Genomic DNA, 13,859 nt, shown 5'->3' with positions numbered 1-13,859 from the left:
CTAGAGGGGGTTGTTCATGAAGAGCTCCACGCTGTTTGCCTCGCTTTCGGTGGCTGTCCTGGGCATGGGTTCCGCGCAGGCGGCGACCATCACCTTCACCATCCAGAACAAGATCACCACCAGCAGCATCATCAATACGTTCACGAACACGTGCACGACGATCATCCCGAGCCTCGGCACGGTCGCGGCCAACTCGACCTCGGTCTCGCACCAGCTCGACTGCGGCACGTCGACGGCCGTCGCATTTCGATACGCGAGCGGGACCAAGACCTGCACCTTCAACCTGAGCTCCATCTACACCCCGCCGGACCCGTTCCTGGGCACCCCCGCGTCCTGGACGCCGAACGGCACGGCCACCTCCAATGGCAGCACGTTCGCGACCTGCAAGGCGACCCTGACCGGCCTCGGGTCGAGCGGCAACTACACCTGGGCGCTGTCGATGCAGTGATGTGTTGAGGGCCAGGGCCTCACCCGAAGCAGCTCAGGCGGGAGGGCCCTCGCCACGGTGAAGGCGCCCGGGACACGCCCGCTCGTCTCGGGCGCGGCGCCGCCCTAGACTGCCGTCCTCCCGGAGGATGGATGAACTCGAAGCGATTTCATGGGCGGCCCGCGACCACGGCGCGCTCGCTGGTCGTGGGGCTCGCGCTCGCCTGCGCGGCGGGCTGTTCGGACGATGAAGGGCCGGGCGTGGACGTGCCCAACCCGCTGACCAACCCCAAGGACGGCCCACCCGCCGGCAATCCGAACGCGGAGGCCACGTGCAGCGTGCCCGCCGAGGCGGGCCTCGCGGACGTCTCCAAGCCCACCACGGTCGTGGGAACGGGAACGCCGGCGAGCTGCACCAGCGCGGCCTTCATCGAGGCCGTGGCCAAGGGCGGCGTCATCACCTTCGACTGCGGACCAGAGCCAATCACTCTCACGCTCGACAGGACAGCCAAGGTCTTCAACGACAAGGGGCCGGACATCGTCATCGACGGCAAGGGCCTGGTGACGCTCAGCGGCGCGGGCAAGCACCGCATCCTGTACATGAACACCTGCGACCAGAAGCAGGTGTGGACGACCTCCCACTGCCAGAACCAGGACCACCCCCGGCTGACGCTCCAGAACCTCACGTTCGTGGACGCCAGCTCCAAGAGCGAGACGGAGTTCGACGGAGGCGGGGCGGTCTGGGTGCGCGGGGGGCGGGTGAAGGTCATCAACTCCCGCTTCTTCAACAACGCGTGCGCGGACGTCGGACCCGACGTCGGGGGCGGCGCCCTCCGGGTGTTCAGCCAGTACGAGGGGCGGCCCGTCTACGTGGTGAACACGACCTTCGGCGGCAAGCAGGGCTACGGCGGGGTCTGCTCCAACGGCGGCGGCATCAGCAGCATCGGCGTGTCGTGGACCGTCATCAACAGCCTCTTCTCCCACAACCGGGCCATCGGCAACGGCGCGAACCCCGCCGGTCCGGGCACTCCGGGCGGGGGCAGCGGCGGCGCCATCTACAACGACGGCAACACGATGACGCTGTCCCTCTGCGGCACGCGAATCGAACACAACGAGGTCAACGCCCACGGCAGCGCCATCTTCTTCGTGAGCAACGACCACTCGGGCGACATCCGCATCGACCGCTCCGTCATCCAGAACAACACGGGTGGCTCCTGGTACGCGACGTATCCCCAGATATCGAATCACTCGGACACGCCCATCGAGGTGACGAACTCCACGATTGAGTGACGGGCGCGCCGTCCGCTCCCGGAGGAAAAAACCAGGAAAGAGCTGAAAACACTCCCACCTCCTCCGGGTCCCCCTTGGACAGCAAGGCCTTGCACCCCACCCTCTGGCCGCATCGGGCCGGAAGGAGAGGACATGCGTGTAATGAATTGGGGTTCCCTGCTGTGGTTGGGATTGGCGGGGATGGGGTGTGGCGGTTCGCCGGGTGAAGAAGTGTCAGGGGAGTTCGTGCTTCCGTTGGCGGAGGCCGCACCCGCGACCACCGTGAAGGAAGACTCCCGCCAGGTGACCGCGCAGGCGTGCCCCGAAGGGGTGGCGTCTCGGGTGAGGGACATCATGACCCCGGGCCTGGGGGGCTTCATGGGAGAGCTCACCAACGTCCAGGGGACGCTCTACTTCGTCACCTCCACCTTTGGCAGCGACGCCATCTTGTGGCGCAGCGATGGTACGGAGGCGGGCACCTCCCCGGTGAAGGTGTTTCCGTCGGTCCCCGAAGGCTTTTCCCAACCGACGGACCTGGTCGCGGTGGGCAACCGGCTCTTCTTCCAGATTTCCAGCACGGCCACCGGGAACGAGCTCTGGGTCAGCGATGGGACGGAGGCCGGGACCCGGCTGGTCGAGGACATCACGCCGGGGCCCGAGCGCTCCTGGATATACAGTCCCACCGACATCAATGGCCGGCTGGTCTTCTTCCGCTACGTGCCGGTGCCGGGAGGAGAGGCGCTGCCGGAGTTGTGGCGCTCGGACGGGACGGCGGCCGGCACGCTGCGGGTGCGCAACTTCAGCGCGTTCTCCGGACTCGACTACGACACCTTGAAGGTGGGCAATGCGTTGCTCTTCTCCTTCGGCCAGAGCACGGGCACCACCCTGTGGCGCACCGATGGCACGCTGGCCGGGACCACAGCCATCAAGAGACTGGATTCGGGCCCCGTCGACATCGCGCAGGTGAACCGCACGGGAGACCCCGGGGTGTTCATCCTGCGGGACGGCCCCAACTACGAGGTGTGGAGGACGAATGGCACCGAGACGGGGACCTTCCGTCTGGACTCGTTCGGCAGGTACGTGGGCCTCATCGGGACGCTGGGTTCGTCTGTCTACCTGCACTCCCTGGACAATCCGACGACGAAGCGGCTGCGCATCGACCGCCTCTCGTTGAACGGCGGGGGCAAGACGGGCATCACCACCCTGCCCAACCCCTACGGCGCCGGTGAGGACGCGTACCCCTACGTGCAGAACACGACCGTCTCTGGAGGTGACCTCTACTTCTCCATGGCCATCGGCAGCGCCGGCCCCTCGCCCGTGAACGTGTCGCTGTGGGCGACAAATGGAACCGCCGCGGGGACGCGCAAGCTCTACGACACGCTCTCGCTGGGAGACGAGTACTGGTCGCCCGTGTTCGCCACCGGCACGGGTCAGGTCCTGTTCGGCGCGAACGCGGCGGGGTCCGGGTCCATCCTCCCCTATTTCACGCGGGGCAGCGTGGCGACGACCGGAAGACTGGCGAGCGTCTACGTGCCGGATTCGTTTACCCGCGTGGGCAATCGCATCTTCTTCACCGCCGTTGATGACACCGGGCTGCGCCAGCTGTGGTCCGTTCCGGCCACCTTCACCTGCCCACCGGGGCCGGCCGTGCAGCAGGAGTGACGCCGGGCGCCTCCGACGTCGTGCCTCCCGCCCACCGGCATGCACCCGGTGGGCGGGCTGCATCACGGCCTACTGATACGTGTCCAGGTAGGCGCGGTGGCTGTTGGAGAACTCGAAGTGGGTGAACTTGTCCCAGTTGATGGACCAGGTCATCAGCCCCTTGAAGCCCGGGTAGCCGCCCGCCTGGCGCAGCACGTAGGTGCCGCCGAAGGACTGGCCCTTCATCAGGTAGTCCAACGCCTTCTGCACGTTGGCGGTCGTCGTGTAGCCACCGCCCGCGGCCTGCGGTGAGGACGGCAGGCCGATGACGACCTGCGAGGGCTGGAGCGCCGGGAAGACAGCGCTCGCGTTGCCACCGACGAGGAAGCCCTGGAGCAGCATCTCCGCCATGGCCACGTGGAAGTCCGGCGTGCCCTGCGCGTAGGCGCGGCCGTCCAGCGCCGTCACCGTGCCGGTGTTGTAGTGCTGCACGTGCAGGTACGTCAGCCGGTCGCGCAGCGCGTGGATGACGGGCAGGTAGGCGCCCCACGGGCCGCCGTAGGCCGCGTAGCCGCCCTGCACGTAGGCGGTCTCCGGCGCCATGGTGAGCAGGAAGCCCGCGCCGTTGTCGTTGAGCAGTTGCCGGGTGCCGGCGATGAGGTTCTGGATGCGGGGCGTGGTGGGGTTGCGGAAGTCGGTGTCCCCGCCGTTGAGCGCCAGGGACGCGCCCTCCAGGTCCAGGTCCAGGCCGTCAAAGCCATACGTGTTGATGAGCCCCTGCATGCTGGTGACGAAGTTCTGCTTCGCCGCCGCGTCGTCCAGGTGGATGGTGCCGTTCGCGCCCCCCAGGGAGATGAGCACCTTGCGGCCCTGCGCCTTGAGGGCGGCGATGTCTGACTTGAACTCCGCGACCGTGGCGTTGTACGGCGTGAAGCCCATGGTGCCGGAGCCCGCGCCCGTCACCGGCTCCGCGAAGGCGACCTGGATGACATTGAACTTGGAGGAGATGTCGCGCAGCCGGATGTTGGTGGAGCCGTTGTCGAAGTTGTGCCAGTAGCCGACCAGCACCTTGCTGCCCACGGGCGCGGTGTTGTTCGTCGTGGCGGCGATGCTGTTGCTGGCGGAGGAGCGATTGCCGGCCGCGTCGCGCGCCTTCGCCGTGAACGTGTAGGTGGTGTTGGCCGCGAGGCCCGTCACGGTGGCGCCGAGCGTGGTGCTGGTGGTCGCGGGCGTCGTGGCGCCATTGACGAAGATTTCATAGCCGGTGACGGCCACGTTGTCGGACGACGCGTTGAACGCCAGGGCGACGCTGCTGGACGTCACGCCGGTGGAGCGCAGGGAGCCGGGCGCGGTGGGCGCCTGGGTGTCGGGCAGGGGCCGCGTGGGCGTGGTGGTGCTGAACGCCGCGCTCGCCGCAGAACGGTTGCCCGCCGCGTCGCGCGCCTTCACGGTGAAGGTGTACGTGGTGTTCGCCGCCAGGCCCGACACGGTGGCGCTCGCGGAAGCGCTGGTGGCCGAGGCGGTGGCGCCGCCGTTGACGAAGACTTCGTAGCCGGTGACGCCCACGTTGTCGGACGAAGCGCCCCACGTCAGCGACACGCTGTCGAACGTCTTGGAGGGAGAGCCCAGGCCCGTGGGCGCGGTGGGGGCCTGCGTGTCCGCGGGTGGAGTGCCGGTGCGCTCCAGCCACAGGGCGAGCACGTTGGGCGGCTCCCAGCCCACCAGGGACGTGTGGGACTGCCGGCAGTCGTAGCCCTTGCCGCCATAGGACGCGATGTCGCCTACGACGTACGAGACGCCCGGAGCCCAGGCCCCCCGGTCCGCCGCGGCGGCCAGGGCGGGGAACAGCATCAGGAGCAGCGCGGCGGTGGCCATCCGCGCGGAACGGGCCGCGCGCGAGGGGGAATGGGGATGCATGGGGTGAAGCCTCCCAGGAGGGGGTGCGCAGGGAGGGAGGACGAGACCCGGTAAAACGGGTCAAACACCCTGGACGAATTCCGTCAGGCGCCGCTCCAAAGACAGCACGCACCGCGCGCGCGAGTGCATTGCAGGGCCAATCCAGGGATGCTCGTGGACTTCCAGCAACGGAAGCGTGGGAAGGGTGCCGCGTTGAGCGAAGAGATCGTCTACCGCCATGCCATCGAGGGGCTCTTCCTGCGCTCCGTGGGCAAGCGCCTCACGCCGGAGCTCAAGGATCAGCTGCGCGCCATCGGCCTGGACCTGGACGTGAAGATTCCGCACCACACGCCCCGCCGCGTCTTCGCGGAAGCGCTGGGCATCACCGCGCGCTACCTCTACCCGGACGTGGACGCGCAGGAGGGCTACCGGCAGCTCGGCGTGGGCATCATCACCGGCATGGAGCACACCCTGCTGGGCAAGGCGCTCGTGTCCCTGTGGCCCATCTTCGGTCCCGACCGCGTCCTCTCCCGCATGCAGGAGAGCTTCGCCACCGTGAACAACTACCTGAAGACCGAGCTCATCACCCACGGCCGCGCGAACCACACCATCAAGGTCAGCGAGTGCAACGGCAACCCGGGCTACCTGATGGGCATCATCGAAGCGGGCCTCACCCGCGCCGGCGCGAAACACCCGCGCGTCGAACCCTTCGACTTCGACGGTCACGCCTGCTCCTACCGCGTGCGCTGGGACCCCTGAGCCCGGGACCCTCTCCACCGCACCGCGGCACATTTTCGTAATCTCAAAAAAAGATACATTCTGGTCGGTTTGTACTGGTCTGCCGGAGAATTCCAGGTCTAAATGGAAATAGACCCTTTCTCCCCGGCCGGTCCGCCATGCCCCCAGACTCCTCCCGTCCCTCCGCGTCTCCCGGAGAAGGCCCACCGCGCTGGCGCAGGCCCCTGCTCGCGGCGGGACTCGGACTGGTCGCCCTGTTGGCCGGAGCGGCGCTGCTCTCCCGGGGTTCGGGGGACGAGGCCAGCGGTTCCGCGCCCGCGGCCGCGACGGAAGGCTCCCGCAAGGGCTCGGCCTCGCGGGGCGGCTCGGGCCGCGCGCGCGGTGACACCACGGAGGGGATGGAGGCGGACGCGGCGCCCCGCCGGTTCGAATCCGGGACGTGCTGGCGGGACCTGGAGCGCTTCAACGACCAGGTGACGGTGGCGACCTTCCGCGACTGGGCCGCGCCGCTGCTGGCCTCGCGGGACGCCGTCGTCCGCGACTACCTGAAGGAGCGCCTGACGGAGCTCATCGGCAATGACGCGGGGCACGCCCGGGAGGTGGTGGGGTGGGCGCGCGACGCCAAGGGCAAGGAGTTCCAGGTGTACCTGTCGGCCCTGCGGGACTCGGAGGCCGTGCAGCAGCCGCAGGTGGCCGCGCAGCTGATGGCCGCGGGCCTGGACCCCACGCTGGAGACGGGGCGGCGCGCGGGCATGCTCTCCGCGCTGGACACGCAGAAGCGCCTGGAGCCGGCGGCCCTGGACCAGCTGGCGGAGTTCGCCAGGGATCCGGCCTCCGCGGAAGCCGGCTGGGCCGCCACCCGTACGGTCGCGCGCGTGATGAAGAAGGACTTCGCGCGGACGGGCAACGCCTCGCCCTATCTGGACCGGCTGCTCACCATCGCCACGGACTCCCCCGACGAGGACATCCGCTACCTGGCGCAGTCCACGCCCATGCACACGGCGCCGGTGCTGGACGCGGCCTCCACTGAGCGCTTCACGCGCATCCTCACCAGCGAGGGCAACGACGACGGCCGGGACGCGGCGGCGCACAACCTGTCGCTGTCCCAGGACAAGGAGCAGGTGCTGGCGCTGTTCGCCCGGACGTTCCCGACGGAGCCCTCCGTGTGCGTCAGATGGGCCTTGTTCCGTTTCTCCGCGCGCGTGGCGGGCAAGGACGCGCTGCCGGTGATGGCGAAGATGGCCGCCATCGACCCGCGCTTCCAGGAGCAATACCGCATCTTCGAGCAGCTCTATGCCAGCGGCGTCCTGGACTTCATGCGGCTGTGGAACAGCCTGCCCAACCAGGACCCCTTCGCGTGCATGGAACACCACGACTGAGTCTCCGGGAACGCCAATGACACGCATGTCTTCCTTCCGCATGAGCACCCTGGGATGGCTGGCGTTCGCGCTGGGCCCCCTGCTTCCCCTGACAACTTTCGCGCAGACCGCGTCCACCCCTCCGGCGCTGGAGGGAGAAGCCTGTTCGGTGCCGGGCCTGATGGATCAGATCCGCCGGGGGCTCTCGTCCAAGTCCCCCGCCTACCAGCGCTACCTGCGCAAGCTCCTGCGTGAAGCGGCCGTCACCCTGCCCGGCGCGGAGCTCCAGGCCGCGTTCGAGCGGGAGACGGACCCGACGATGGCGGAGCACCTGGCGGCCGCGCTCGTCGCCCGCAGCGAGCGGGAAGCGGACGTGGGCGCGATGCAGGTCGTGGCGAAGCGGGCGCTGGAGGACCGCGACCCGGCCGTGCGCTCCGCCACCGTCCGCGCCATGCGGCGCACCGGCGCGCTGGAGAAGACGGGCGACCTGTACGAGCGCCTGATGCGGGATGCGTCACCGGAGGTGCGCATGGAGGCCGCGACGAACCTCTCGGAGGACAACCAGTTCGTCTACGCGGGCCAGCTCGGCTCCGCGACGGACACGGCCGTGGCGGCGGCGGCGGCGTCCCGCGACCCCAAGGCGACGGCGAAGATTCTGGGCACCCTCAACACGGAGAAGCTGGGCGCGGAAGCGGCGGGCAGGCTCCAGGGCCTCCTGCGCAGCGACTCCGCGGAGGTGCGCCAGTCGGCGGCGCTCGCGCTGGGCGGCGTCCCGGCGGATCAGATGGGGCAGGCGCGCGAGTCCCTGGTGTCCATGTACCGGGGCGAGCGGGACGCGGGCGTGCGCAAGGCGCTGGTGCAGAGCATTGCCCAGCTGGGTTTCGCGGGCGCGGTGCCGGAGCTGCAACGGCTCAGGGGCATCGACCCGGGCATGGCACCGGAAATCGACGCGTGGATTCGCGCGCTCGGCACGGGTCTTCAGGAGTGGGAGCTGCTCCTGAGGGAGAAGCAGCGGCTGCAACAGGCTCCGTAGCGGTCACTCACCCCCCAGGGCCGGGAGTCCGGCCCGAAAGGAACATCCGATGCGTTACATGACGAAGGCGTCCCTCGCGGCACTGACCCTCCTCCCCCTCATCGCTGGCGCCCACACGGTGAAGTCGCCCTTCCCCGGCACGGTGACGGCCACCACCTACTATTCGAGCGGCAGCTTCCACGGTGCCGTGGACATCTCCAGCGGCCGTTGCAACTACTGGGGCGCGGAGACCGGCGTGGTCGGCTCCGTCTACTGGAACGTGACGGTCCGCACCTCGGGCGTCTACTGCAACGGGACTGGCAGCGGTACCCAGAACGAGGCCAAGCACGTGTGGGCCAGCGGCTGGACGTTCCGCCAGTGGCACTTCATCAAGACGGCGGACTCCTATGACCGCACGTGCGACCGCTGCCAGGTCGGCAACGAGGGCGCCACCGGCAACTCCACCGGCCCCCACGCCCACCTCCAGCAGGACAAGGCCGGCACCAACGACACGTCCTGGTACAACGGCTACACCACCAAGGGCGAGGCCGTGGACCGCACCGAGACCGTCGGCGTGCTGGACTAGTCGCGCCGGGAGGCGCGGTCTTCTGGCCGCGCCTCCGTTGCCGTGAGAAGGACCGGTCATGGCAGACTGCCCGCCATGACCCGTTCTTCCATTCTTTCCGCCCTGGCGGTCCTGAGTCTGTCATTCGTGTCCGCCGGCTGCGCGACGGTCGACCCTGCCCGGGCCGAGCAGGACATCCGCCAGAGGGTGAGCGCGCAGACCCAGGCCTGGAACGCGCACGACGCGAAGGCCTGGACGCAGGACTTCGCGGACGACGCCGACTTCGTCAACATCGTGGGCACCGTGTTCCAGGGCCGCGAGGAGATCGAGACGCGCCACGCGGCCATCTTCGCGAGCATCTTCAAGACCAGTCACGCCGAGGTGACCGTGCGCAGGCTCGTGTTCCCGACCCCGGACATCGCCGTGGTGGACACGGTGCATGAGGTGACGGGCCACACGGGCCTGCCCCCGGGCGTGCAGAACACCCAGGAGGGACTGCTGCGCACGCAGATGCGGTACGTGATGAAGCGCACCGACACGGGGTGGCGCATCGTCGCGGGGCAGAACACCGACGTGAAGCCCCCTCCGGCGCCCCGGCCCTGAGACACCTCCGACGCGAAGGTTTCCAGGCGGGCGCGGGCCCTGCGAGCCGCCTGGCCCCGGTGAGGGTTCTTGAGCCAGGGAGCGGCGGCGGGGGTGCTTCCTCCGCCCCCTTGCTGAGGGGCGTGGCGGTGGCCGGAAGACAGGAGGTGCGTGAACGCCTCACGTGCGCCTTGCGATGCGGCCCGGGCTGCACTAGCCATCCGGGAACGGAGGGGCGACGGCGCCGACCGCTCGGGTCCTCCGAAGAGGAATCCATGGCCCAGCGCCGTCCGACCCCCAGTTCCGCATCCCCTGGCAAGTCCACCGCCCGCAGTGCATCTGGCAAGGCCGCAGCGAAGCCCGTGGGCCGGGCCGCCACCGGCAAGGCTCCCGTCGCGGTGAAGAAGGGCACGGCGAAGACGGCCGCTCCCGCGAAGAAGGGCGCGCCCGCGCGCGGGGGCACCGTGGTCGCGAAGACGAAGCCGGCGGCGAGGGCCCCTGTGGCGAAGTCGAAGCAGGGCGCACCCGCGAAGGCGCCTGCGACGAAGTCGGCACTGACCACGAAGGCACCCGCCGCGAAGTCGAAGCCGACGGTGCAGCCCGTGAAGACACCGGCGGCGAAGTCGAAGTTGGCGGCTCAGCCCACGAAGGCACCTGCCACGAAGTCGAAGTTGCCAGCGCCCCCCGTAAAGGCACCTGCCACGAAGTCGAAGTTGCCAGCGCCCCCCGTAAAAGCACCTGCCGCGAAGTCGAAGCCTGGGGCTCAGCCCGCGAAGGCACCTGTGGCGAAGTCGGCACCGACCACGAAGACGCCCGCTGCGGCATCGGTGCAGGGCGCACCCTCGAAGGCGCCTGCCGCGAAGTCCTCGAAGGCGCTTGCCTCCAAGCCAGGTGAGCGGCCCGCTGACGCGCCCGTGGCGAAGTCGAAGCTGAAGGTGCCGTCAGCCGAGGCGTCTCCCGCGAAGGCGGTAGAGGCGACTCGTGCGCAGCCCACGAAGTCGAAGCCGGCGGCTCAGGCCGAGAAGACGCCTGCGGCGAAGAAGGCGAAGCAGGCCGAGATGGCACTCGATTCGACTTCGGAACACATCACCGTTCAGGGCCTCCAGGTGCGCGAGGAGGAGAAGGCCGCGACGCCTGTCCCGGCCGAGACGACCCGTGCTCGCCCCACGAAGAAGGGCACCACCGGAGCGGCTCCCGCCACCGACGAGGCACCGCCCCCGAGCCCCGTGGCCACGGCCGACGTGCCCTCTTCCAGCGCACTGGAGACGCCCCCGCCCTCCACGCCTCCCGCGAGCGCCACGGAGGCCACCGCGACCGAAGCATCACCGGCGAGCAGCGCGGAGCCCGCCACCGGTGAAGCCGCGTCGGAGCACACCGAGCCCCAGGCCGCGGCCCCGGCGCCATCCCCCAAGGCCCGCGCGACGAAGCGCAAGGCCGCGTCTGAAGACAGCGCATCCGCTCCGGCCGAGGAGCAGACGCCGCGACCCGGTGCTGAATCCCCGACCCCTTCGGAGGAGGCCGCGCCCATCGCCGCCGCTTCCGAAGCCACCGCTCCCTCGGCAAGCCCCGAGGAGTCGACGACCGCGCCCTCCTCCACCAAGGCGAAGCGCGCGGGCAAGACCGCCGCGCGTCCCACCCCTTCGGAGCCGAGCGAGACCGAAGCTCCGTCCGCACCCGAAGCGGCGAAGCCCGCGCGCCCCGCCGCCGAGCCCCAGTACCTCGTCCTCACCGGGGGCTCGCCCTTCCTGCGCGCCATCGGCTTCGTGCGCCGCGCGGACGGCGAACCCCTGCCGGGCTTCGTCAACCTGTCGGTGTCGAAGATGGCCACGCTCACGCTGCCCACCGAGCCGGGCCAATACGAGTTCCGCTTCCAGACCCGCAACGGCAACGGCGACTTCAAGCTCGCCCAGCGCACCGAGCGCGGCTCCCCCAAGAACGTGCGTGACTTCGAGATGGAGCCTTCCGGGGCCGTGCAGATCTACCGCTTCAGCATTCCCTGAGACGAACCGACAGGCCTCCGTCACACAGGCAACCGCCGTGTCTGGGATTCCAGACACGGTCATGCCCGGAGGCCGTCCACCCGGCTCACCTCCCCTGACTTCAGGGACGGGGCAGCAGACCGGAGAGCATCGCCAGCCCCGGCGCTTCCAGCGGCACGCGCCCGCGCAACGCGGCGAACAGCGACCAGCCGTGGTCCGACAGCAGCACCACGCCCGCGTCCGCATCCGGCGCGAAGCCCAGGAAGCCCACGGACCCACCCATCACCGACGAGCGCCACACCACGGTGTGCCCACGCACCTGGGAGACGGTCCATCCCAATCCCATGCGCGCGGGCCCCGCCTCCACGCGCGGCGCATGCGTCATCGCCAGCGCGCGAACGATGGACGGCTCGCCCCGCCCCAGGTTCGCGTCCAGGAAACGCAGCAGGTCGCTCGCGGTGGAGTGCAGCGCACCCGCGCCAGGGAGCGCGGGAAACGTCCAGGGCGGTACAGGCTTGCCGCGCGCGGTGTGCCCGGACAAGAGCCTGGGGGCCAGCTCGTCGGAAACCCTCGCCGTGGTGTCGACCATCCCCAGCGGCTTGAAGAGCAGGTCCCGCAGCGCGTGTCCGTAGTTCAGCCCCGCGCGCCGGGAGAGCGCATGGCCCAGCACGCCCATGCCCAGGAAGGACTCGGCATGCGGTCGCGGCGACGGACGCTCCGGGTGGTAGCCGCGCAGGAACTCCCCGAACAGGCCCGCTGAGTAATGTCCAAACGGATCCTCCGGGTTCTGCGGCGCCGCATGCAGGTTGGGCGGCAGGTGCGGCAGGCCGGAGGTGTGCGTCGCGAGCTGCTCCACGGTGATGCGGCCCGCGACGTCATCCACCAGCAGGGCCCGGGGAATCAGCTCCGAGAGCGGCGTGTCGAGCTGCAATCGCTGCCCTTCCACCAACACCGCGGCGAGCGCCGCCGTGAAGACCTCCGTGAGCGCGCCCAGGCAGAACACCGCATCCGTGGGCGGAGGTGTCCCCTTGCCCTTGAGTCCCAGCACGTGGTGCTCACCCCGCAGGGTGATGCCCGCGCACAGGGCCGCGGAGCGATACCCGCGCAGGTAGCGCCGCGTCTCGGCCTGGAGGAGTTCGGAAGGGGTCGGCATGGGGTGGTGCGGCTCTTACGGGCCCCCTGCCCCGCGACGCAAGCCCTCTGGACCACGCCCTGTCAGGCGTTTCCATGCGCCCGCGTCCACCTGTTGGAAGGACTCGCACACCCGACACGTCGCCCGCGTTCGCCCCTGCCGGGCTTCGCCGTGGCCGTGTCAGGTCGCGCGGGTGCCGGCGTCAGACACGGCCCGCCTGCCCTTCCACCCCGTCGCTGAAGCCAGAAGGGCCGCGCCCACCCTGACGAAAGGTTCTCGGAGAGGCGGCGCCCCCCGAGCGGGTCGATGGCATCGAGGTGGTAGGACGGCTCCTTCTTGTCCAGCCCCGAGATGATCACATCGAAGGTCGTCGCCGGGCCGCCCTGGGGCACGAACCAGTGGATGTTGTCGCGCTCCGAGCACATGGTCGAGACCTCACCCAGCGGCCCGGCGAGATACGCCGGGAGGGCGGCGCGGCCCGGGCCTCACCGAGCAGTGCATCGAGCAGGAAGCCAGACATCATCGCGCCAAGATGGCCCCGGCGCGTCAGGCCCAGGGTCTCCGCGGCGGACACGGCTCCAGTCACTTCGTCGGGTGCGCTCATCCATCCTGCCTTCGTCACGGTCTTCTGGCGCCTCCCAGGCTGGCACATCGCAGCCCGCCGAGGAACGCATCCGGGACGGATGGGACGCCCCGGGGCCCGGTGCTACCGTCGCGGCCATGAAGGACCGTGCCCCGCGAAACCGCTCGTTGCTCCACCGCCTCGCCGCCCTCCTCCTGGTGGGCGCCACCGCGTGCGGAGGCTGCCGGGCGACCGATGCCGAGCGCGCCGCGAAGGAGCGCGCGGACATCGAGGAGCGCATGCGCGACTCCGTCGCCATCCTCCCCTACCGCGCCTTCAAGCTCACCCTGCGCGCGGATGGCGACCCCCGCGCCCCGGAGGAGGTCGCCCTGCTCTGGAAGGCCCTGGCCGAAACGCGCGAGCTGCCCGACAAGCCCATCACCGACGAAGCGACGCGCGACGCGGCCCGCACGTACCTGAACCTGGGCGTCGCCTTCTACAAGGCGCGCAAGACGCTCCAGACGCGCGACGAGGACGAGTTCCCCCTGCTGTGGTCCAAGTGGATGCCCGGCACCCCCGTGCCCCTGGCGGCCTATGACGCGGGCCACGAGCACGCGCTGCTCGCCAGCGTCTGGCTCCTGCTGGACCGCGCCGCGAAGGCCGGCCACATCCCCTCCACGGAGCTGGCCCTCTACGAGC

At 69.9% G+C, this 13,859-nt stretch carries 11 protein-coding genes and 1 pseudogene; 10 read left to right on the top strand and 2 right to left on the bottom strand.

Annotated features, from left to right (window positions below; genetic code table 11):
* Positions 1 to 16: 16 nt before the first annotated feature.
* The 3 genes from D7Y13_RS10410 to D7Y13_RS10400 all read left to right on the top strand — a co-directional run bounded on the left by D7Y13_RS10410 (position 17) and on the right by D7Y13_RS10400 (position 3,357).
* Positions 17 to 448 (top strand): hypothetical protein, encoded by a 432-nt coding sequence (locus D7Y13_RS10410; RefSeq protein ID WP_120533321.1) that lies wholly within the window; start codon positions 17 to 19, stop codon positions 446 to 448.
* A 131-nt stretch (positions 449 to 579) separates the two neighbouring features.
* Positions 580 to 1,716, top strand: coding sequence for a hypothetical protein (locus D7Y13_RS10405; protein ID WP_120533320.1), 1,137 nt, complete (start codon positions 580 to 582; stop codon positions 1,714 to 1,716).
* Positions 1,717 to 1,848: 132 nt separating this feature from the next.
* A complete protein-coding gene (locus D7Y13_RS10400) occupies positions 1,849 to 3,357 on the top strand; it encodes a hypothetical protein (RefSeq protein WP_120533319.1) in 1,509 nt (502 codons plus the stop codon).
* A 69-nt stretch (positions 3,358 to 3,426) separates the two neighbouring features.
* Here D7Y13_RS10400 and D7Y13_RS10395 read toward each other — a convergent pair whose 3' ends face one another.
* Positions 3,427 to 5,253, bottom strand: a complete 1,827-nt coding sequence (locus tag D7Y13_RS10395; RefSeq protein WP_120583710.1) for a fibronectin type III domain-containing protein — start codon at positions 5,251 to 5,253, stop codon at positions 3,427 to 3,429.
* Between the two features lie 192 nt (positions 5,254 to 5,445).
* Here D7Y13_RS10395 and D7Y13_RS10390 point away from each other — a divergent pair, with 192 nt between their 5' ends.
* From D7Y13_RS10390 to D7Y13_RS10365, 6 genes are all read left to right on the top strand, one after another.
* On the top strand, positions 5,446 to 5,991 hold the full coding sequence (locus D7Y13_RS10390) for a DUF2378 family protein (RefSeq protein WP_233595554.1): 546 nt from the start codon (positions 5,446 to 5,448) through the stop codon (positions 5,989 to 5,991).
* 137 nt (positions 5,992 to 6,128) lie between these two features.
* Positions 6,129 to 7,349, top strand: coding sequence for a hypothetical protein (locus D7Y13_RS10385; protein ID WP_120583708.1), 1,221 nt, complete (start codon positions 6,129 to 6,131; stop codon positions 7,347 to 7,349).
* Positions 7,350 to 7,389: 40 nt separating this feature from the next.
* Positions 7,390 to 8,361, top strand: coding sequence for a HEAT repeat domain-containing protein (locus D7Y13_RS10380; RefSeq protein ID WP_233595553.1), 972 nt, complete (start codon positions 7,390 to 7,392; stop codon positions 8,359 to 8,361).
* Positions 8,362 to 8,410: 49 nt separating this feature from the next.
* The gene (locus D7Y13_RS10375; RefSeq protein WP_120533314.1) at positions 8,411 to 8,926 is read left to right on the top strand and encodes a hypothetical protein; all 516 of its coding nucleotides are present in this window, start codon (positions 8,411 to 8,413) and stop codon (positions 8,924 to 8,926) included.
* Positions 8,927 to 9,001: 75 nt separating this feature from the next.
* Complete coding sequence (locus D7Y13_RS10370; RefSeq protein WP_120533313.1) at positions 9,002 to 9,508, top strand: SgcJ/EcaC family oxidoreductase; 507 nt, start codon at positions 9,002 to 9,004, stop codon at positions 9,506 to 9,508.
* A gap of 254 nt (positions 9,509 to 9,762) precedes the next feature.
* Positions 9,763 to 11,487: a hypothetical protein gene (locus tag D7Y13_RS10365; RefSeq protein ID WP_147444298.1), complete on the top strand. Its 1,725-nt coding sequence runs from the start codon at positions 9,763 to 9,765 to the stop codon at positions 11,485 to 11,487.
* A gap of 100 nt (positions 11,488 to 11,587) precedes the next feature.
* Here the strand turns inward: D7Y13_RS10365 and D7Y13_RS10360 are convergent, their stop codons facing one another.
* Positions 11,588 to 12,619: a serine hydrolase domain-containing protein gene (locus D7Y13_RS10360; RefSeq protein ID WP_120583705.1), complete on the bottom strand. Its 1,032-nt coding sequence runs from the start codon at positions 12,617 to 12,619 to the stop codon at positions 11,588 to 11,590.
* A gap of 699 nt (positions 12,620 to 13,318) precedes the next feature.
* Here D7Y13_RS10360 and D7Y13_RS10350 point away from each other — a divergent pair.
* Positions 13,319 to 13,859: pseudogene (locus tag D7Y13_RS10350) on the top strand (hypothetical protein); the annotation flags it as partial.

This window comes from Corallococcus praedator (assembly GCF_003612125.1).
GTDB classification, from domain to species: domain Bacteria; phylum Myxococcota; class Myxococcia; order Myxococcales; family Myxococcaceae; genus Corallococcus; species Corallococcus praedator.
The sequence above is the reverse complement of the archived record's forward strand: the minus strand, read 5'-3'. Positions and strand labels throughout refer to the sequence as shown.